This is a genomic window from Consotaella salsifontis (assembly GCF_900167365.1).
GTDB lineage: Bacteria > Pseudomonadota > Alphaproteobacteria > Rhizobiales > Rhizobiaceae > Consotaella > Consotaella salsifontis.
Window position 1 is genome coordinate 18,266 of record NZ_FUXL01000011.1, and the last position, 20,279, is coordinate 38,544.

18 protein-coding genes and 1 tRNA gene are annotated in these 20,279 nt (G+C 64.2%); 10 read left to right on the forward strand and 9 right to left on the reverse strand.

Annotation, left to right across the window (positions count from 1 at the left end; translation table 11 throughout):
- The first annotated feature begins 89 nt into the window (after positions 1 to 89).
- The 8 genes from B5D38_RS15225 (at position 90) to B5D38_RS15260 (ending at position 8,090) form a co-directional block, all read left to right on the forward strand.
- A complete protein-coding gene (locus tag B5D38_RS15225; RefSeq protein WP_078709295.1) occupies positions 90 to 1,244 on the forward strand; it encodes a 4Fe-4S dicluster domain-containing protein in 1,155 nt (384 codons plus the stop codon).
- An 88-nt stretch (positions 1,245 to 1,332) separates the two neighbouring features.
- Positions 1,333 to 1,809, forward strand: coding sequence for a cyclic nucleotide-binding domain-containing protein (locus B5D38_RS15230; RefSeq protein ID WP_078709296.1), 477 nt, complete (start codon positions 1,333 to 1,335; stop codon positions 1,807 to 1,809).
- Positions 1,810 to 1,921: 112 nt separating this feature from the next.
- The gene (locus B5D38_RS15235; protein WP_078709297.1) at positions 1,922 to 2,812 is read left to right on the forward strand and encodes an FAD/NAD(P)-binding protein; all 891 of its coding nucleotides are present in this window, start codon (positions 1,922 to 1,924) and stop codon (positions 2,810 to 2,812) included.
- A 30-nt stretch (positions 2,813 to 2,842) separates the two neighbouring features.
- Positions 2,843 to 3,637 (forward strand): NADH-quinone oxidoreductase subunit B family protein, encoded by a 795-nt coding sequence (locus B5D38_RS15240; RefSeq protein ID WP_342587362.1) that lies wholly within the window; start codon positions 2,843 to 2,845, stop codon positions 3,635 to 3,637.
- Complete coding sequence (locus B5D38_RS15245) at positions 3,634 to 4,956, forward strand: Ni/Fe hydrogenase subunit alpha (protein ID WP_078709299.1); 1,323 nt, start codon at positions 3,634 to 3,636, stop codon at positions 4,954 to 4,956. Before B5D38_RS15240 ends, B5D38_RS15245 begins: the two co-directional genes overlap by 4 nt.
- Positions 4,957 to 4,999: 43 nt before the next feature.
- A complete protein-coding gene (locus B5D38_RS15250; RefSeq protein WP_165690875.1) occupies positions 5,000 to 5,455 on the forward strand; it encodes a hydrogenase maturation protease in 456 nt (151 codons plus the stop codon).
- A 140-nt stretch (positions 5,456 to 5,595) separates the two neighbouring features.
- A complete protein-coding gene (locus B5D38_RS15255) occupies positions 5,596 to 6,645 on the forward strand; it encodes a LacI family DNA-binding transcriptional regulator (RefSeq protein ID WP_207552967.1) in 1,050 nt (349 codons plus the stop codon).
- Between the two features lie 125 nt (positions 6,646 to 6,770).
- Entirely contained in the window at positions 6,771 to 8,090 is a 1,320-nt protein-coding gene (locus B5D38_RS15260) for an ABC transporter substrate-binding protein (protein ID WP_078709302.1), read from the forward strand.
- A gap of 215 nt (positions 8,091 to 8,305) precedes the next feature.
- Here B5D38_RS15260 and deoC read toward each other — a convergent pair whose 3' ends face one another.
- From deoC to B5D38_RS15275, 3 genes are all read right to left on the reverse strand, one after another.
- Positions 8,306 to 8,980 carry a deoxyribose-phosphate aldolase gene (gene deoC / locus B5D38_RS15265; RefSeq protein ID WP_078709303.1) on the reverse strand — a complete coding sequence of 225 codons (675 nt, stop codon included), beginning with the start codon at positions 8,978 to 8,980 and terminating at the stop codon, positions 8,306 to 8,308.
- 445 nt (positions 8,981 to 9,425) lie between these two features.
- Positions 9,426 to 9,501, reverse strand: a tRNA-Phe gene (locus B5D38_RS15270).
- 253 nt (positions 9,502 to 9,754) lie between these two features.
- Positions 9,755 to 10,285, reverse strand: a complete 531-nt coding sequence (locus B5D38_RS15275) for a L,D-transpeptidase family protein (RefSeq protein WP_078709304.1) — start codon at positions 10,283 to 10,285, stop codon at positions 9,755 to 9,757.
- Between the two features lie 111 nt (positions 10,286 to 10,396).
- On the opposite strand from B5D38_RS15275, the gene B5D38_RS15280 reads away from it, so the two are divergent.
- Positions 10,397 to 11,080: a response regulator transcription factor gene (locus B5D38_RS15280; RefSeq protein WP_078709305.1), complete on the forward strand. Its 684-nt coding sequence runs from the start codon at positions 10,397 to 10,399 to the stop codon at positions 11,078 to 11,080.
- A gap of 220 nt (positions 11,081 to 11,300) precedes the next feature.
- Positions 11,301 to 11,756, forward strand: coding sequence for a cyclic nucleotide-binding domain-containing protein (locus B5D38_RS15285; RefSeq protein ID WP_078709306.1), 456 nt, complete (start codon positions 11,301 to 11,303; stop codon positions 11,754 to 11,756).
- A gap of 120 nt (positions 11,757 to 11,876) precedes the next feature.
- Here the strand turns inward: B5D38_RS15285 and B5D38_RS15290 are convergent, their stop codons facing one another.
- The 6 genes from B5D38_RS15290 to B5D38_RS15315 form a co-directional block, all read right to left on the reverse strand.
- Positions 11,877 to 12,881 (reverse strand): substrate-binding domain-containing protein, encoded by a 1,005-nt coding sequence (locus B5D38_RS15290; RefSeq protein WP_078709307.1) that lies wholly within the window; start codon positions 12,879 to 12,881, stop codon positions 11,877 to 11,879.
- A 34-nt stretch (positions 12,882 to 12,915) separates the two neighbouring features.
- Positions 12,916 to 13,932: an ABC transporter permease gene (locus B5D38_RS15295; RefSeq protein ID WP_078709308.1), complete on the reverse strand. Its 1,017-nt coding sequence runs from the start codon at positions 13,930 to 13,932 to the stop codon at positions 12,916 to 12,918.
- A 35-nt stretch (positions 13,933 to 13,967) separates the two neighbouring features.
- A complete protein-coding gene (locus tag B5D38_RS15300) occupies positions 13,968 to 15,449 on the reverse strand; it encodes a sugar ABC transporter ATP-binding protein (protein WP_078709309.1) in 1,482 nt (493 codons plus the stop codon).
- 141 nt (positions 15,450 to 15,590) lie between these two features.
- The gene (locus B5D38_RS15305; protein WP_078709310.1) at positions 15,591 to 16,634 is read right to left on the reverse strand and encodes an NAD(P)-dependent alcohol dehydrogenase; all 1,044 of its coding nucleotides are present in this window, start codon (positions 16,632 to 16,634) and stop codon (positions 15,591 to 15,593) included.
- Positions 16,635 to 16,965: 331 nt separating this feature from the next.
- Positions 16,966 to 17,985: an AraC family transcriptional regulator gene (locus B5D38_RS15310; RefSeq protein WP_078709311.1), complete on the reverse strand. Its 1,020-nt coding sequence runs from the start codon at positions 17,983 to 17,985 to the stop codon at positions 16,966 to 16,968.
- A gap of 596 nt (positions 17,986 to 18,581) precedes the next feature.
- Positions 18,582 to 20,195, reverse strand: a complete 1,614-nt coding sequence (locus tag B5D38_RS15315; protein WP_078709312.1) for an FAD-dependent oxidoreductase — start codon at positions 20,193 to 20,195, stop codon at positions 18,582 to 18,584.
- Positions 20,196 to 20,279: the final 84 nt, after the last annotated feature.

The following is a 20,279-nucleotide window of genomic DNA, read 5'->3' on the forward strand; positions in this document are numbered from 1 at the left end:
CGGAGCCTCGCGCGATCGGTCATGCAGAGCAGGAGCGGCGCCTGCCGTCGCCGCGCGACAAAGCAGGGCATTTGCTCTTGGGAGGAGCCATGTCGGCTGAAACCGGCGCCCTTGTCGGCGATTCCGCAGTCCTTGAGGCGACCGCTCTGCCGGCGTTGATCCAGGCATTGCGCGACGAAGGCTATGAGGTCATCGGTCCGACGGCGCGCGACGGCGCGATCGTCTTTAGCGAGTACGGCCCGGCCGATAGCCTGCCGGTTGGATACGAGGACTCGCAGGAGGGCGGCCGCTATCGTCTCATCAAAACAGCAGGTCGGCGGGTCTTCGACTATGTCGTTGGGCCGAAATCGCTGAAGGAGTGGTTCTGGCCGCCGCGCCAGCCACTCTGGACGGCGCGTCGCGGCGGACGGGGCAGCTACACCATTGATCCGCCGGACCCCAAGGTGGCGCCGCGCCGCGCCTTCGTCGGCGTCAGAGCCTGCGATCTTGCGGCAATGGCCGTCAACGATCGCACCTTCGACAACGGAGATTTCGCCGATCCCGCCTATTTGAAGCGCCGCGATAACGCGATCTTCATCTCGGTCGACTGTGCCAGGCCGGCAGCAACCTGCTTTTGCGCTTCCATGAACACCGGTCCCCGCTCCTCATCGGGGTTCGACCTCGCGCTGACGGAACTGGAGGATGCTGACACTCACGTCTTTCTGGTCCGCATTGGAACGGAGGCCGGCGCCAAGGTCGTGGCCCGAGTTCCCCACCGCCTGTCGGTCGAGAGCGACTTAGAGCGCGCCAGGGCCGTGGTAACGCAGGCTGTCGCCCGGATGGAGCGGTCGATGGTCCCGGGGATCGATGCGCTGCTGAAGCGCAATTTCACCCATCCCCGCTGGACCACCGTGGCCGAGCGCTGCCTCTCCTGCGGCAACTGCACCATGGTGTGTCCCACATGCTTCTGCTCCGACGTGAAGGATCATACGAGCCTGACGGGTGACGTGACGACCCGCGTCCGCTCCTGGGATTCGTGCTTCACCCTGGACCATTCCTACGTGCATGGCGGCGCGCTTCGGCAAAGCCGCATGTCGCGCTATCGGCAGTGGATGACGCACAAGCTTTCGAGCTGGTGGGACCAGTTCGGCGTTTCCGGCTGCACCGGCTGCGGACGCTGCATCACGTGGTGTCCCGTGGGTATCGACATCACCGAGGAGGCGCGCGCCATCGCCGAAGGCGATCTGACGCAGGCCGCCGAATAGAGCGGTCGCGGCAGGCAGCCAGCAACTCTCGCCGCGTTGGCGAGGAACGCTTTCCGAACCAAATGCGAGAACAGGGAGGAGGTGGTACATGGTCGAGGTTCGCGGCATCGAGACCGAATTGGAGACCTTCCGTTTCTTCGACGGGATGTCCGAGGAGCATCGGCAGTTGATCGCCGGTTGTGGACAGCACGAGGTGGCCAAGGCCGGCGAATACGTCTTCAGGGCCGGCGACAAGGCGGACAAATTCTATCTGGTGAGGACGGGGCTTCTGTCCGTGGAGGTGCATGTTCCAGGTCGTGAGGGACTGGTGGTCGATACGCTGCGGGACAGCGACACCCTCGGCTGGTCCTGGATGGTTCCGCCTTACGTCTGGGCGCTGGATGCGCGGGCCTCCGAGCTAACGCGCCTCATCAGCTTCGATGCCGTGTGCCTGCGCGGCAAGATGGAGACCGACAAGGATTTTGCCTACGACATGTTCAGGCGCTTCATCCCGGTGATGGACCGTCGCCTGACGGAAACCCGGATGCGCATCGTCGAACTGGTGACGGAGCCGGCGGCTGAATGAGGCGGCGCGGCCGTCGCGGTCGCCTCGGCCCTCCCACCAACAGCCATGCTGATGCCATCGCCCGCCGGGCCCAACGAGGTCGCGGTGGCCGACCGTAACGAAGGATCCGCAGATGGATGACGTCCTCCTTCAGGAGCCCTCCTTGGCATACGCACACACGCACACCCGCGCGCAAGATGCCGCCGAGCCCATGCTGCCACGGCCTTTCATGATCGAACGGCGTCGAAAGGAAGCCGGCGGCTGCTTTACGCTCTGGCTGCGGGACCCGACGGGCCAGCCCTTCAACTTCCGCGTCGGCCAGTTCAACATGCTGTATGTCTATGGCGTCGGTGAAGTCCCGATTTCCATCGCGGGAGATGCATCGGACCCTTCGCTTCTGATGCATACGATCCGCGGCGTTGGGGCTGTGACCGACGCGATGGGGCGGCTGAAAGTCGGTGATACGATCGGCGTGCGCGGACCTTTCGGCAACGGCTGGCCTCTGGATGCGGCCGTCGGCCAGGACGTCTTCTTCGTCACTTCCACGGTGGGGCTCGCGCCCCTTCGCGGCCTCATCCTGGAAACGCTCGCCCGGCGCGAAGAGTTCGGCAAGGTGGTGTTGGCCTATGGGTCGCGCGGCATCCACGACTGCCTGTACGAGAACGATCTCCATGCCTGGCGCGCGCGGTTCGACATGACGGTCTATGTCACAGCCCATTCGGCCCCCATCGGCTATCGCGGCCAGGTCGGCTCCGTCGCCCACCTCATCGAGCGCGCTGAATTCGATCCGCCGAACACCGTCGCCTTCGTGTGCCGGTCGGAGGCGATGCTGCCGGCGGCTTTCGCGGCCCTTGAGGCGCGCGGCGTGGCGCCGGACCGCTTCTACACCACCATGGAACGCAACATGAAATGCGCCGTAGGGTTCTGCGGGCATTGCCAACGCGGTCCGACTTTCATGTGCCGTCAGGGGCCGGTCTACCGCTACAGCGACATCCAGCATCTTTTCGCGGTCAGGGAGCTTTGAACGGCCATGGCGGGCGCGCGCAAACCAAGGTTGGCAGTCCACAAATTCGCCTCGTGCGACGGCTGCCAGCTGACGCTTCTGGACTGCGAGGATCAGTTGCTCGACGTGGTGGGAGAGATCGAGATTGCCTATTTCCTGGAGGCAACCCGCCAGGAAATCCGTGGACCCTACGACGTCTCCCTGGTGGAGGGCTCCATCACGACGGCGCATGACATCGAACGTGTTCGACGTGTGCGCGCTCAGTCGAAAATGTTGATCGCCATTGGCTCTTGCGCGACGGCGGGGGGCGTCCAGGCGTTGCGCAATACCGCAGATATCGATGCGCTGGCCCGCGCGGTCTATCCCAATCCCGAATATTTTCAGACGCTGACCACATCCACAGCCATTCAGGATCACGTGAAGGTGGATTTCGAGCTGCGCGGCTGCCCCATCTCAAGGGAGCAACTGATCGAGGTCGTGTCGGCCTACCTCACCCGGCGCAAGCCCAACATTCCCAACTATTCGCAGTGCATGGAATGCAAGCAGGCGGGCACCGTCTGTGTGATGGTGGCCCATGGCACGCCCTGTCTCGGTCCGGTGACACAGGCCGGCTGTGGCAATGTCTGCCCGTCATGCGAGCGCGGCTGCTACGGCTGCTTCGGCCCGAAGGAGAAGGCGAACGCGAAAAGCCTGGCGCGCTGGTTCGAGGGCAGTCTGGGTCTCAGCGGACGGCAGACACACGATCTCTATCGAACCTTCAACGCCGGGGCGCCTGCCTTCTGCGAGGTTGGGCTCGCCGCCATCGGCGAGAAGACGGATGAAACGGTAGCGGAGGTGACCCGATGAGCCTGAGCGACGTCACCAGGGGCGGCGGACCGGCCCGCGTCATCAAGGTCGATGCGCTGGCCCGCGTCGAGGGCGAGGGCGCGCTTTATGTCCGCGTTCGAAACAACGAGATCCGCGATCTGAAGTTTCGTATCTACGAACCTCCGCGCTTCTTCGAGGGGCTTCTCAGGGGGCGAATGTATTCGGACGCGCCGGATATCACCGCGCGCATCTGCGGGATTTGCCCCGTGGCCTATATCATGGGCGCCAGCCATGCCATGGAGGCGGCCCTCGGCGTGGATGTCCCGCGCGATATCCATGAGATGCGCCGGCTCATATACTGCGGCGAGTGGATTCAAAGCCACGTGCTTCATGCCGCCATGCTTCACGCGCCGGACTTTCTGGGATTGCAGGACGCCCTGCAGATCGCGGCCGCCAATCCCGATCTCGTCAAGGCGGCGCTTCGGCTGAAGAAGCTGGGCAACGATCTGATGGCAACCATCGGTGGCCGAGCCGTCCATCCGGTGAACACCAAGGTCGGCGGCTTCTACAAGGCGCCGAGCATCGAGGCGCTGCGCGTCTTGCTGCCGGAGGTCGAGTGGGGGCTCGGCGCGGCGGAGACCTTGCTCGACGCCTTTTCCGGGTTCGACTTCCCCGATTACGACTACGATTACACCTGCGTCTCGCTCGGTAACACCACTGCCTATCCGATCATGGAAGGAGACATCGTCGTCTCCGGCGGCGAGGCCATTCCCCTCGACGGCTTCATGGATCGCTACGAGGAATTCCAGGTCGCCCACTCCACCTCGCTGCACGCCCGGCCCAAGGATGGTTCGGGACCGTATCTGGTCGGCCCGATCGCCCGCTATAACAACAACTTCGACAGGCTTTCCACGCGCGCCCGCGATGCCGCCCGCCGCGCCGGCCTGGGCCCGATCGTCACCAACCCATTCAAGAGCCTTCTGGTGCGCATGGTGGAGACGATCCACGCCCTTGAGGAGGTCAGGCGGATTATCGAGGGCTACCGGGGGCTGGCGGCTCCGTCCGCGCCGGTCGCCGTACGCGCCGGAACGGGGTGCGGCTGCACCGAAGCGCCGCGCGGCATCTGTTTCCATCGCTACGAGCTCGGCGAGGATGGGCGGATCGCCAAGGCACTGATCATGCCGCCGACCTCGCAGAACCAGCCGCAGATCGAGCGCGATCTCCGGGGCGTCGTGGAAAAGAACCTCGACATGGCGGATGAGGATCTGAAGTGGCTGTGCGAGCAGACGATCCGCAACTACGACCCATGTATTTCATGCTCCTGTCATTTCCTGGAGCTCACGATTGAGCGGGAGTGACGTTGCGGCCCATGAAGTCCGCGGAAGGGATTTGGGATCGGGGTTGGCGCAGCTCATCATCGGCGTCGGAAACCGGTTCCGGGGCGACGATGCCGCAGGGCCGCTGGTGGGGGAAGCTCTTGCCGCGCGCGGCTTCGAGGTGGAGGAGCACGCGGGCGAGGGGGCTTCCCTGATGGAGCTGTGGCGCGGGCGCAGCCACGTCGTGCTGATCGACGCGACCCGCTCCGGCGCGGCACCCGGAACGATCATCCGCTTCGATGCGGCTCTCCAGAGCGTGCCCACGGGGATTTTCCACTATTCGACGCACGAGTTCAGCGTGGCGGAAGCCATCGAGACAGCGCGCCTTCTTGACTGGCTGCCGAACTCGCTGCGCGTGTTCGGCATCGAGGGCGCGGCATGGGACTATGGCGCGCCGGTGTCGGCGCCTGTCGCGGCCGCGGTCGAGCGCCTCGCAAATGAAATCGCTGATCTGCTTGCCGCCGACACCGGGCCCAGATGATGAGCGGCTTACCGTGGCTCCAGCCAGGACAGCGACGTATCCCGGCTGGCGATCACCTTTTGCCCGCGCCAATTCCTTGTGAATTTGATATCCGCGGAACGCAGATGGAGCGATCCAGCGCGTTCAGGAGGCGCAGGGGCTTGGCGACGAAGAAGCCGAAGATCAGGACCATGGAGGAGCTGGCATCGGCGATCGCCGTTTCGCGGCCGACGCTGTCCCGCTTCTTTCAGGACCCCGAGAGCGTGCGCCCGGCGACGGCGGAGAAGATCCGCCAGGGTCTGGCCCATGTCGATTACGTCCCCAACTTCTTCGCCACCCGGATGAACCGGCGCGCGAGCGGTCTGGTCGGCGTCATCGTGCCGCTCCTGACGGACCCGTTCTTCGCCAGTCTCCTCCAGACCGTCGAGCTCGCCGCGCTCGAGATGGATTTCACCGTCATCACCCAGTGTTCTCATGGCTCCGCCGAGCTGGAAGCCAATGCTGTGGAGCGTTTGCTCTCCATGAACACGGAGGGCGTGGTGGTCGCGCCTCTAGGCGAATATGGTTCGGCCGACGCGCTGAGGCAGCTCGGCCGCTCGCTACCGATCGTCTTCGTCGATTCCCGCCCGGCCGAACCCTATACGACGATCGATTTCGTCGGCACGGACAATGAACAAAGCATCGGCTTGATCACCGACTACCTCTGCCGGACCGGCGCCCCGCCCGTCTATCTTGGAATGCCGCGTCTCAACTCCAACGGGCTGGAGCGCGAGAGCGCCTATCGGCGATGGATGGCGGGCCACGATCTCAGGCCCGAGGTTCTGCCCGACGACCTGGCGCCGCAGAGCTGGGCGTTCGAAACCTATGCCTACCAGACGATGGATGCGCTCTTCGGTCAGGGGCTCTACGTCGACGCCACCATTCTGTGCGCCAATGATCGGCTTGCGATGGGCGCGCTTCAGGCAGCCCATCGCCATGGGCTTTTCAACAGCCGACCCGGGGCGCGGACCAGGGTGCGCATCGCCGGACATGACGATCACCCCCTAAGCCGTTTCATGACGCCCGCGCTGACCACCGTCGCCCAGGACATCGACACCATCGGCATGACGGCGATGAGCCTTCTCGCGTCGCGCATCCGCTCCGGCAAGCCTGGAGAAGAAACGGTGGAGCGAACCTTCCCCGCGGCACTCAAGATTCGTGAATCGGCCTGACAGAATTTCTCTTCGCAGGGAATGATCGTCTGGGCGCGATCTTCGATTGACTTCCTCCGAACTTTCGACAACTCTTTACGCGCGTAAAAGTCGTTGCGACGGCTACGCGAAGGAGGAGGAATAATATGACCATCAGACGCAGGCTGTTGACGACGGCCGCCGCTCTCATTGGCGGCGCCGTCATTGTGACGACGGCGATGGCGGCCGAGATCACCGTTGCCACGGTGAACAACGGCGACATGATCATCATGCAGGAGCTCTCATCGCGTTGGGAGAAGGAGACCGGCAACAAGATCAACTGGGTCGTTCTGGAGGAGAACGTCCTACGCCAGCGCGTGACCACGGATATCGCAACGGGCGGTGGCCAGTACGACATCATGACGATCGGCTCCTACGAGGCGCCGATCTGGGGCAAGCAGGGATGGCTGGTGCCCGTCGGCGACATCGAGGGCTATGATTACGACGACCTGATCCCGGCGGTGCGCGCAGGCCTTTCCAACGACGGCACGCTCTACGCCCTGCCGTTCTACGCCGAGAGCTCGTTCACCCTGTACCGCAAGGATCTGTTCGAGCAGGCCGGGTTGAAGATGCCCGATCAGCCGACCTACGATCAGATCGCCGAATACGCCGAAAAGCTCACCGACAAGTCGAAGGAACAGTACGGCATCTGCCTGCGCGGCAAGCCGGGCTGGGGCGAGAACATGGCGTTCTTCGGAACGCTGGTGAACACGTTCGGCGGCCGCTGGTTCGACATGGACTGGAAGCCGCAGATCGACACGCAGCCGTGGCACGACGCGCTCAACTACTATCTCGACATCATGCACAAATACGGTCCGCCGGGAGCGACGGCCAACGGCTTCAACGAGAACCAGGCTCTGTTCCAGACCGGCAAATGCGCCATGTGGATCGACGCCACCTCGGCGGCCGGCCGCGTCTTCGATCCGAGCCAGAGCAAGGTCGCCAAGGACGTGGGCTTCACCGCCGCGCCGACCGCCAAGGTGCCCAATGGTAATGCCTGGTTCTGGGCCTGGTCGCTCGCCATTCCCAAGAGCTCGGCCAAGGCCGATGTCGCCAAGGACTTCATGAAATGGGCGACGTCGAAGGAATATGTCGATCTCGTCGGCGAGGAGAAGGGCTGGGTCGCCGTGCCCCCGGGCACACGCATCTCGACCTATGAAAACCCGAAGTACAAGGAAGCCGCGCCCTTCGCCGAGACCGTACTCAAGGTGATCAAGTCGGCTGATCCCGAGCATCCGACGGCGGAGGAGGTGCCTTATACGGGCATCCAGTACGTCTCGATCCCCGAGTTCCAGGGAATCGGCACCACCGTCGGTCAGAACATTTCTGCGGCTCTCGCCAAGCAGAAATCCGCTGACGATGCTCTTTCGGCCTCGCAAAGCTCGGTGGAGCGCGAGATGTCAAAGGCGGGATACCCCAAGAAGTAGGTCAAGCCTGGGCCGGCGCGCCGAAAGCCCCGGTGTCACCGCCCCCGCAAGAACGCTGTCGCGGCGCGAGCCGCGACAGATTTGCGCCAAACCTCCCTGTCGGCGCAAGGGCAGGGCCGGGGAAACCATGGGGGGAACGGCTTTCCCCGGCCCCCCTCGCTGAAGTTGGCGGCGTCCGCCGCCTTAAGCTGGCGAGATGCGACGGTGCAAGCGGGTCAGCGCTCGGAGACGATGGCGATGCTAGCGCTGGCGCCGATCCGGCTCGCGCCGGCGGCGATCATGGCCTGGGCGTCTTGTCTGGTGCGCACGCCCCCCGATGCCTTGACGCCCATCTCTGGGCCAACCGTCCGGCGCATCAGAGCGACGTCCGCCTCCGTGGCGCCGCCGCCGGCAAAGCCTGTCGATGTCTTGACGAAGTCGGCGCCGGCGTCCTTCGCGAGAAGGCAGGCCGTTTCTTTCTGGGCGTCACTCAAGAGGGAGGTCTCAATGATGACCTTGAGCAAGGCCGAGCCGCAGGCTTCCTTGACCGCGGCGATGTCGTCGCGCACGGCGTTGGTCTGTCCCGCTTTGAGAAGGCCGATGGCAATGACCATGTCGACTTCTTGAGCGCCATGCGAAACCACCCACGCCGCCTCGGCCACCTTGGCCGCCGTGGGGTCGGCGCCGAACGGGAAGCAGATCACCGAGCAGGTCGCGACGTCCGATCCCGCGAGCTTTTTCGCCACCAGCGGCACGAAGATCGGGTTGACGCAAACCGCCTTGAAGGAATGAGCCAGGGCCTCGTCGCAGATCTTCTCGATCTCGGCGGGCGTCGCGTCGGCGCGCAGCAGCGTGTGGTCGATAAAGCGGGCCAAATCCGCGCCGGTCGGAGCGGTGTTCGCAGTGGACATGGTGCGTCCTCCAGGGATCGACGGCCGTTCGCAACGGCCGGAATGCCGATTTTCCTAGCATAGCCGCCAGAGCACGGGAACCGGCTGGGATTGCCGGGGGCGCGAACTCAAGGCGTCGCGGGTTGTGTCGTTGAAAGGCGATAGGCCGATCCCCGGATGCTCTGGGACCCTCGTGCAGAATGGTGCTGCCGCGCTTGGCGGCCCTGTACCCGAGGGGGCGTCGAAATGATGGGACATGCGCTGCACCGCCTCGCTCCCGCTGGGCAGAACGATTGCGGGTGGCCTTCTGGAGGAAGTCCCCGCCACCGAGGGAACTCGGCGCCCTCGCGGCCGCGTCGCCTGCGCGTCAAAATCGCGCGCAAGCCGTAAGCGAGCGCGCGACGGAGAACGCAGCAAATGAAACTTCTGCTTGGGCGCGTGAAATTCAGCAGTGACTTGAGGAAAGTGGTGCCCAGGGGCGGAATCGAACCACCGACACTGCGATTTTCAGTCGCATGCTCTACCAACTGAGCTACCTGGGCGCCGCTGCTAGCGCTTCTGCCATCGTCCGTCGCCCTTGTAAAGGCGCTTCGGTCGGGGCCGTGCCGCGCGGTCGGGTGGCCTTATAGGGGGAGTCGTTCGCCCTGTCCAGCCTCTCTGAGGAGCTATATCGCGTCCCTTTGCATGAACATGGCGAACACCTTGCAAATTCGGCCTTCTCACTCACGGCGGCCTGCCTCGCCGGGTAAACTCCCGGACAGGGGCGCCGCTACCGCTGTCGGCCCTAAGTGTTCATCAAAGGATCAAAAGGCGGCTCCCTCGCCTGAGATGAGGAGTGAGGCGGGCCATGTCACGCGCGGCGAGCGCCACGCATCCCTCGGTGGGAGCGAGGCCCGGCCGGGCGATGTGGAGGAAAATCGCGCTGCCTCGTCCGCGAGCGCGCGAGCGGACATTCCAATCGAGGACGAAGAGAAGGTCGTAGAGATGGTCCTCGCGCCAGAGGGTTTCCGCGCTATGCGGAAAGGGTAGGCGCACGGGGCGGTTATAGGCGGCGGCGCGCGGCGCGTCGCACCAGCCGCTCGCCTTGCGGATGACGCGAATGGGCAGTGGCGGGCGAGGCAGTTGGCGGTCGGCCCGCCACCAGGCGCCGAGAAGTTCCAGGGCCGCGCGCGGCGTCTTTCCGTCTCCCTCGCGCTTCAGGCTGCCGATGCCCGAGCGGCCGAGCGCGCAGCGCAGCCTGAGCGGCCCCGCCGAGAGAATTCCCTGCGTTGGCCGTCCCGGTGCGCGCCGCACGGCAAGAACCAGTCCCGCGCTGTTTTTTTTCATGAGCTCTGCCTAGATAAGGACCGAGTGTGACGACAACGAATCACCCGGTCCGGTCGGCCGCCGCAAGACGAGTCTCGTGGAGCGAACCGGCCTTCGTGATGGAAGGGTCCCATGAGCGTACGCAGCATCCTCATCGTCGACGACGACAACGACCTGAGACAGACCCTTGCCGAGCAGTTGTCGCTGCACGAGGAGTTCTCCGTCATCCAGGAGGCGAGCGCCGCCAAGGGCATCGCCACGGCGCGCTCGGAGATCATCGATCTGGTGGTCATGGACGTGGGCCTGCCGGACATGGACGGGCGCGAGGCGGTCAAGGTTCTGCGCAAGTCGGGGTTCAAGGCTCCGATCATCATCCTCACCGGGCAGGACACGGACTCCGATACGATCCTTGGCCTCGAGGCTGGCGCCAACGACTATGTCACCAAGCCTTTTCGATTTGCCGTGCTGCTCGCCCGCATTAGGGCACAACTGCGCCAGCACGAACAGAGCGAGGACGCGACCTTCCAGATCGGCCCCTACATCTTCAAGCCGAGCCAGAAGATGCTCCTGGACGAGAAGGGCGGGAAGATCCGGCTGACCGAGAAGGAAACCGCGATCATCCGCTATCTCTACCGCGCCGACCGCCGGGTGATCACACGGGACGTGCTGCTGGAAGAGGTGTGGGGATATAACTCCGGCGTCACGACCCATACGTTGGAAACCCACGTCTATCGCCTGCGCCAGAAGATCGAACCTGATCCCTCCAACGCCCGGATCGTGGTAACGGAGGCCGGCGGCTACAAGCTGGTACCCTGATCGGCCAAAGGCTCGGCCCGGCGCAAGCCACCGAGTGCATAGTGGCTCGCGAACGCGCGAATCCCTGGTCGCGGCAACGATCCGCGCCCAAAGGGGTCTGCAACTTCTCGTGATCATGATCTATAAGATGGTAATGAACGGCGGCTGAGTCCTGCTTCGGGGGCGAGGGGACCGGCGCCTCTCTCGAGGTGGCGCGCCAATGGTGGGGGCAAGTGTCTGAATGAGTCTCGAAAGCGACATCGCCATTCTGCAGGGCGCTGCGCTCTTCGAAAGCTTGACCATCGATCAACTGAGGCTGCTGGCTTTTGGCGCGGAGCACAGACGGCTGCGCCCGGGAGAAACCCTTTTCCGGGAGGAGGCGAGGTCCGACGCCGCCTTCGTCATCGCGCTGGGCGAAGTCTCGCTCTACCGCAGGCGCGGCGGCAATCTCGTGCATGTCGGGCGCTTCGGTCCTGGCACGCTTCTTGGCGAACTCGCGCTGATCACCGAGAACCGAAGGCCGGCCACCGCCATCACGGAAAGCGACTGCGACCTCATACGCATTCCGCGCGCGCTGTTTCTGCGCATGCTGCAGGAGTACCCCGAGATCGCCCTGCGTCTTCACGACCAGATCAAGGACGATCTTCTGGACATGACGCGCCGGCTCGCAGCGCTGGAGGATCGGTTCACAGACTGATCCGGCGGCCTCGTCGCGGGCGATAAAAAAGGCCGGCATCCGAGGACGGCCGGCCCAATCCAGGAGAAAAATCATGCGTCGGAAGGAGCCGGCCCGTGGACCGGCCCCTTCGCGGCAATCTCAGTAGCCGCGATCCTTGAGCAGTGCGTCGACGTTTTCAGGCGTGACGATGGTCCAGGGAACGTCGTAGCGCTTGGTCTTGCCGTCGTTCCACTCCATCTTGCCCTTGTACTGCTCCCAAATGTCGGACATCGGCTTGTAGTCGTCGCCGACGACCGCCTTCATGGCGACGTCGATCGAACCCTGGGCCTGGCCGCGAGCATCCTGCAGGATCGACGTCATCTCGCCGGCCTTGACCGCGCGCAAGGCGTCGGTGACGCCGTCGATGCCGGCGATGGCGAAGTCCTTGACGTCATAGCCGGCGGACTTGATCGCCTCGATGGCGCCGAGGGCCATCTCGTCGTTCTGGCCAATGACGCCGTCGATCTCCTTGGGATGGGCGGTCAGCCAGTTCTGCATGAGGTCGAGGGCCTCGGCGCGGGACCAGTTGGCGGTCTTGCGCTCAAGCACCTTCACCGCGCCTTCCGGGCATTCGCTGATGGCGCGCTCGTTGCCCCTGCCGCGCTCGATCTCGCCCGAGCCGCCCTTCGGGCCCTCGATGATGACGACATTGCCCTTGCAGCCGAGCTTTTCCAGAACCGCCTTGGCTTCGAGATAGCCGCCCTCGACATCGTCGGAAACCACCTCCGACAACATGTCCTGGGTGTTGAGGCGGGCGTTGGTGACGACGATCGGGATGCCGGCCTCGTTGGCCACGGTCACGACGTCGATATTGGCCTCGAAGTCCATCGGGTTGATGATGATGGCGTCGTACTTGCTGTTGACGGCCATCTGGCCCTGGTCGTTCTGGACGGCCGCGTCATAGCGCCCGTCAAAGAGCGTTACCTCGGCCAAGCCCTGCTTCACGGCAGGGTGCTCCTTGGCATAGCGCTCCATGAGCTGCACGAATTCCGCCTTGTTGCCGTACATCAGGAACGCGATGCGGACCGGGGCGGCGTTCGCCATGGTGGTTGCTCCCGCCACCATCAGCGACGACAACATCAGTGATGCAATCAGTTTCTTCATGGTCTTGCTCCTCTCCCTTGACATGAAGTTCGGTTCAGGCCGTCAGCTTCCTCGATGGATCGAGGATGACGGCGAAGACGATGAGGCTTCCCTTGATGATGAGCTGGTAGAAGCTCTGGACGCCGAGAATATCGAGGCCGTTGTTCATGACGCCGATGATTAGGGCGCCGAAGAACGTGCCAGTGAGCCGGCCGATGCCTCCCGAAAGGCTGGCCCCGCCGATGACGACAGCGGCGATCGCATCGAGCTCGTAGGAGGTGCCGGCGGCCGTCTGGGCCGAGCCGGTCTTGGCGGTCAGGATGACGCCGGCGACCCCGGCGAGGAAGCCGGACAGGACATAGACCCAGATGAGGATGGCCTTGGTGTTGATGCCCGAGGTGCGGGCGCTCTTCTCGTTGCCGCCGACGGCATAGACGTAGCGGCCGAAAACCGTCTTATTCAGGATGATCCAGGCGAGCAGGAAGACGATGCCGAGGATGACCGCCGGAATCGGGATCGCGTCGAAGAGCTTGCCCGTGCCGAACCAGCGGAATTCCGGCCCCAGTGCCGAGATTGGGTTGCCGTTGGTCACGGCCATGGTGAAGCCGCGCCCCGCCATCAGCATGCCGAGCGTGGCGATGAAGGCCTGGATCTTGAACCGGCTGATGATCCAGCCGTTGAGTGCGCCGCTGGCCGAGCCGACCGCCAGTGCGACGACGATCGGAATGAAGGCGCCGTAATTACCCGCCCAGGCGGTGACGCCGGGCGATCGGGTCGCGAAGGACGCCGCCATCATGCCTGAAAAGGCGAGAAGCGAGCCGACAGAGAGGTCGATGCCGCCGGAGATGATGACGAAGGTCATTCCCACCGCGAGCACGCCGTTCACCGAGATCTGATGAAGGATGAGCAGCAGGTTGTTGACCGTCAGAAAGGCGTTCTGCGGCCAGGTTCCCTGCACCACCTTCAACTGGCACAGGGCGCCGACGAGAATGCAAAGGCCGATGAAGGCGAAGACGATGCCGTATTCTCGCATCGCCAGGGGGTTGGTGCCGGCGCGGCTTCCTGTCTGCATGGTTGTTCCTCCCCGAACTGCCTGATTCCGTTCCATCACAGCGCCGCCATCATGAGGGACTTTTGGTCCGCCGCCCTGCGCGGCAGCTCCGCGACGTTCCGGCCCTGCTTGATGACCAACACGCGGTCGCTCATGCCGATGATCTCGTCGAGCTCCGAGGAGACCATGAGCACCGCGCCGCCGGCGCGCGCGAAGTTGGAGATGAAGCGGTAGATTTCCTTCTTGGCGCCGACATCGACGCCGCGCGTCGGCTCGTCGAGCAGCAGGATCTTTGGTTCGCCCGCCGTGCAGCGGCCGAAGACCACCTTTTGCTGATTGCCGCCCGACAGGTTGCGCACAAGCTGCGCCGGGCTCGGCGTCTTGATGCGCATTCCGGCGATGGCGCGATCGATGAGGGCGCGCTCCGCCGGTCGCTTGACGAAGCCGAGGCTGTGAAGATGGCGAAGATGGGCCAGCGAGAGATTAGAACCCACTGAGGCCGACAGAATAAGGCCGGTGCGCTTGCGGTCTTCGGTGACATAGGAAAGGCCGGTGGCGAGCGCCGCCTTGACGTCACCCGGCGGCAGCGGTCGGCCGAACACCTTGATCTCGCCCTCGTCCGGCGTCTCCAGACCGTAGATCGTGTCCAGCATCTCGGTGCGCCCGGAGCCGACCAGCCCGTACACCCCGAGAATCTCGCCGGCATGAAGCGTCAGGTCGACGCCCTCGAACCAGGGGGCGCGGCCGAGGCCCGAAAGCTCGAGAACCGGTTCGGCCGTCGGAGCGTTTTCCTTGACGAATTCGCCCTCGATGGCACCGCCGATCATCATTTCGATCAGCCGCTCGCGGTTGATGTCCGCGACCTGTCCCGTCGCCACCCGCGCGCCATCCTGGAAGACGGTGTAATCGTCGGCGATCTGGAAAATCTCCGCCAGCCGGTGGGTGACGTAGACGATCGCCTTGCCGGCCGCCGCGAGTTCGCGCAGCACCTCGAACAGCCGCTCGGCATCCTTTTCGCCGATGGCCGATGTCGGCTCGTCGAAGATCACGATCCGGGCGTCGTGGCGCGATAGGGCCTTGGCGATCTCGATGAGCTGCTGGGAGGCAACCGTCAGCGTGTCCAGCCGCGCCCGAGGGTCGATCGCGAAGCCGAGTGATGACAGAAGCGCGTCGGCCTGGCGGTAGAGCTTGGGGAAATCGACGAAGGCGCCGCGCCGAGGTTCCTCGCCGAGGAAGATATTCTCGGCCACGGTGAGATGCGGGATGCCGCTCAGCTCCTGCTGAACGATGGCGATCCCGGCGGCGAGCGCCTGCTGCGGCGAATGGAACTGCACGGGCTCGCCGTTCAGGCGGATTTCGCCCGCGTCGGGCTTATAGAAGCCCATCAGGATGGACAGAATCGTAGACTTGCCGGCGCCATTGCCGCCGCACAGGGCGTGGATTCGCCCGGCTTCCAGGTCGAGATTGCCATCCACCAGAGCCTTGACGCCGCCAAAGCTCTTCTTGATGTGCGACATCGACAGCATCGGTTCCGGCATGGTTTCCTCCTCCCATCCGTTGCCTCGCCGGTTGGTTCCGGCGGCTGAGGGCAGGCAATGCCTGCCATGCGACGGCGCGAGACCGCGCCATCGTTTGAGCGGGCCGCGCCAGTGGTTGGCGCGGCCCGGATGCTGCGAAATTCAGAGCTTGATCTGGATCTTGACGTCCGATGGCCGGTGTTCGGCGGCCCTCTCGAAGGCCTCGATCGACTTCTCGAACGGGTAGGTCTCGCTGATCAGAGGCTTGACGTCGATCTTGCCGCTGCCGAGCAGGTTGAGCGTCCGATCCCAAACATTGGCATAGCGGAAGGTGCCGGTGAGGGAGATTTCCTTAACCTCCAGCGCCACCACGTCGAAGGCCGGCTTTTCCGCCGGCATGCCGACGAGAACGATGCGCCCGCCGGGTGCGACCACCTTGAACATGGTGTCGAAGGGCTTGGTGCTGCCGCTCGCCTCGAAGAAGACGTCGGCGCCGCGCCCATTGGTGCGTTCCGCTACCACCTCCATGAGGTCCTGGCTGCCGAGATCGACGGTGGTGATCTCCGGGCGCTTGCCGAGGATCGCCAGCTTCTCCTTGGCGAAATCGGAAACGATGACTTCCGCGCAACCCGCCGCCAGCGCCGAATAGGCCACCATCATGCCGATGGTCCCGGCACCGGCCAAGACAGCGATATCGCCCGGCTGAATCTTCGCCTTCTTGGCGGCATAGACGCCGATGGCCAGCGGCTCCACCAGGGCGCCTTCAGCAAAGCTGACAGTGTCCGGCAGGCGATAGGTGAGAGAGGCCGGGTGAACGATCTCGGGCGTCAGACAGCCATGCACCGGCGGCGTTGCCCAGAAGCGCACAGCAGGATCGAGATTGTACATGCCGCGCAGGGTCTGAAGGGACATGAAGTCCGGAATCCCCGGCTCCATGCACACCCGATCACCCTCCTTGAGGTGCTTGACGGCGGAGCCGACCTTGCGGACGACGCCGGATGCCTCATGGCCGAGGATCATCGGCTCCCGAACGACGAAATCGCCGATATTGCCATATTCATAGTAGTGGACGTCGCTCCCGCAAATGCCCACCGTATTGACCGCGATAAGAACTTCGTTCGGTCCGGGTTCTGAGGTCCAAGGTACTTCGATTTTTCGGATCGAAAGGCTATGAGGACGCTCCAGAACGACGCCGGTCACTTCCATTGTGCCGACCCTCCCATGCTCGCTTGCTTGCTTCGTCGAATGGTGACTTTCGAATACTTGCAGAGTGTTGCTTCATCCAGGACAACCTCGCTATGCATTTTTTTCGAAATGTAATTGCAGGTTTTGCTGAAAGCGCTGGAAGACTTTTGGCCGCGCGCCGCTCGCCGCTCGCGCGCCCGGCATTGCGGCGGGTGACCAGATGGCAGTGTGCGCAATGGTTCAATTCGCGCGACGTGCCAAGGGGATAGCCGAACGCAAAGGCACCCGCGTCGGCTGGGACCGACGCGGGTGCTCGCATGGCGGATAAGCGAAGAGGTCGGCCGGCGCGGGGCTAATCGATTTTTTTATAAAGGGCCGAGGCGCCAGGCACGAGATTGGGTCGCCCGCTCGCTGCCCGGATGTCTCCCGCCATCAATGCGCCGCCAAGCCGCGAATTGGTTTGGTCGAAGCGTTGCTTGCCGTCCGGGCCAAAGGCGCGCCGGGCACGAAACTCCGAGGGCGTCGTGCCGATGAAGCGCAGGAAATTGCGGTTGAACGTCGACAGGACGTCATAGCCGACGTCGTAGCAGATGGTCGTCACCGGCACCTCGGTCTCCGCGAGGAGCTGGCAGGCCTTATAGACCCTCAGCCGGTTGATATATTCGACGCAGGGGCAGTTGGCGTGTTTCTCGAAGGCGCGAGAGAGCGCCGATGGGCTCATGTCGTGCGCGGCGGCGATCGAGGCGCAGGTCAGATCGCTGCGGCTGAAGTTGTCCGCGATGTAGGCGAGAACGGCGTTGAGGCGCCCGGCCATCTTCATCGGGCCCTGCGGCAAGGCGAAGGACAGGCAGCGGCGGTCGGGATCGTCGGCCAGCACCGAGATGAGCCGGAAGAAGCGTGCCAGACGGTCGAGGCCGCGCGCCTCCATGAGATCCTCGAGAATGACGCCGGCACGGCGCGAGGTCTTGGATGAGAGCTGAACGCCCGAGTGAGCCTCGTCGAGCAGCGTCTTCAACGACGCGCAGTCCTCGAAGGATTGAAGGCAGGAAGCGGCAAAGCGCTCGGAGAAATGCACGACCACGTCGCGCTCCGGAATTTGCTTTCGGATCGGATCCCAATCATCCCCGCTGTCGGTGCTCACCCACATATGCGGCAGGAGCGGCCCGGTCATGACCAGGTTGCCAGGTTCGAACTCGCCGGCGAAGGTGCCGACATAGAACGATCCCTTGCTTTTGGTGATGAGATGGATCTCGTACTCCGGGTGGTAATGCCAGCCCGAATAGGGGAACGGATAGTCGTGGGAGAAGGCTTCGAAGGAGGCGTCCATCGGCGCCAGGATCTCGCGCAGCGCCTTCGAGAATGCCGCGGTCATTGCGCCGCTCCGTCCACGCTGGGGGCGGCCAATGCTGCCCGCGCACGCTCAAGCGGCGCAAACCGTCGCACCGCGCGAATGCGAGAAAATGCCATCATGCTGGCACCCGTCCTCCCGTGCCGGCGCCGGGCCTCGCATGGGCCCTTCAACGTCATGGCTGTTTGCGGACCGTGCCTCCCAGACCGCCGCCAAGCACCGACTGTGAAAATAATGCTAGTTTGAGCGCGGCCTTCGGTCAAGACAGATCGCGCCGAGAGGGGCGCTGATCTATTGTCGGGGACCGCCGTGATTTTCTGAAGAAAGCTTGGGTCTATACTTTAATGGGGGCAAACTGGCTCAGCGGTGGATACCGCATGGCCGGTGATCGGCGAAGGCGCACCGCGAAGCGTCATATTGCCAGCCTCGAATTGTGAAGAATCGCACAATCGGATCTCAAGTGATACGCGACTTGGCGCGCTGCTGTTGCACTCCGATAATCCGGTCTGGAACAGCGCCGAAAAGTCATGCGACTTTCCAGCACCGTGCGTGCCTTAGAGCAACTCCAGCAAAAATGTGGAGCGGTTTTGTCCGGAATTGCTCATAGGTCAAAGGCGGCTCTAGAGGGCCTCGGCCAGACGGGCCGCCGCCGCGTCCGCCTCCTGCTCCTTTCGCGCCTCGTCCCAGCCGAGTTCCTCGGCCATCAGGCTTACGACGCAGGGGAGGGTGGCCATGGCGGCATCTGTGTCGACAAGGGCCAGCGTCAGGCGGCGGCATAGAACGTCGGCGGCTCGTTCCGCCGCTTCGCTTCGCAAGGCGTGGATGACTTCCGCCTCGATATAGGGATGGTCAGGGTGCAGTCGCTCTCCGCGTCTTTCCTCGTTGGCCAGGGTCGCCACCGCCGGGGCGACGTCGCCATAGGTCCGGTGGAGATGATCGGCGATATCGGAAGCGAGACCGAAGCGCACTGCGAGCTCGCGCGCGCCGTCCTTGCTAAAGGCAGTAGCGCCCCAGACCTGCATCTGCGCGGTGCGGGACTGGATCGCGGTAAGCCCCGCCTGCGCTGCGGCCCGGTCCACCGCCTGCTCGGCCATGAGACGATAGGTGGTCCACTTGCCGCCCGAGATGGTGAGAAGACCGGACCGGTCCTCGATGATGACATGGTCGCGCGCGAGCGCCGCAGTATCCTTGGCATCGGGGTCGAAGACCAGCGGCCGCACGCCGGCCCAGGCCGCGCGAACATCCTGCCGCGACACGGGAAGGTCGGTATAGCGCCGAACGTAATCGAGCAGATAATCAATGTCGGCCTCGCTCACGACCGGATGCTCCAGTGGCGGGCTTTCCGTGTCTGTCGTGCCGACCAGGGCATGACCCTGCCAAGGCAGAATAAAGAGAACGCGGCCGTCGTCGGTCTTCGGCACCAGAAGGCCTGCGTCGCCGGGTACGAAGCGGCCGTCCAGGAGAATGTGGACGCCGGCGCTGGTCTTGAGGATGGGGCGCGCCGCCGGATCGTCGAGGCGGCGGATTCCGTCGGCAAAGGGGCCGGCGGCATTGATGATCGCTTTTGCGCGAACCTCCCACCGCTCTCCCGTGAGGCGATCCTCCAATTCGGCCCCGGCGAGGCGGCTTCCCTCGTGGATCAGGCGGACGACAGCGACATGATTGGCAATTGCCGCGCCGGCATGTTCGGCCGTCAGGGCCAGCGCCAGCCCCATGCGGGTGTCGATGAACTGACCGTCGTAATAGACCACGGCGGCCTTGAGCCCTTGGGTCTTGAGGTGTGGAAAGCGTTTCTTGGCTTCGCTTGCGCCGATCAGCCGGCTGTGACCGATGTTCATGCGGCCCGAAAGAAGATCGTAGAGCTTCAATCCCGCATAGAGATAAGGAACCTCCAACCAGGAATAGATCGGCGTGACCATCGCCAGAGGGCGAGACAGGTGCGGCGCGTTGGCGAGGAACGCGCCACGCTCGCGCAGCGCGTCGCGCACCAGCGTGAACTGCGCCCGGTCGAAATGCTTCACCGCCGCCTCGAGATAGCGGACACCGCCATGGACGAGCTTGGTCGAGCGGCTGCTCGTGCCCTCGCAGAAGTCGAAGCGCTCGACCAGCGCCGTGGCGAGGCCACGCGTCGCCGCGTCGACCGCGATACCGCAGCCGGTCGCCCCGCCGCCGATCACCAAAAGGTCGAACGGTCGGTCCTGCCTCAGCCTTTCGATTCGTTCGCGCCGCCGCAATGCAACTCTCCAGCCCTGTCGATACTCATGCGAAACCGGCCGCGAGGAGGAAAACCCTCGAGGCCGGCCGGAAACAGACTAGCA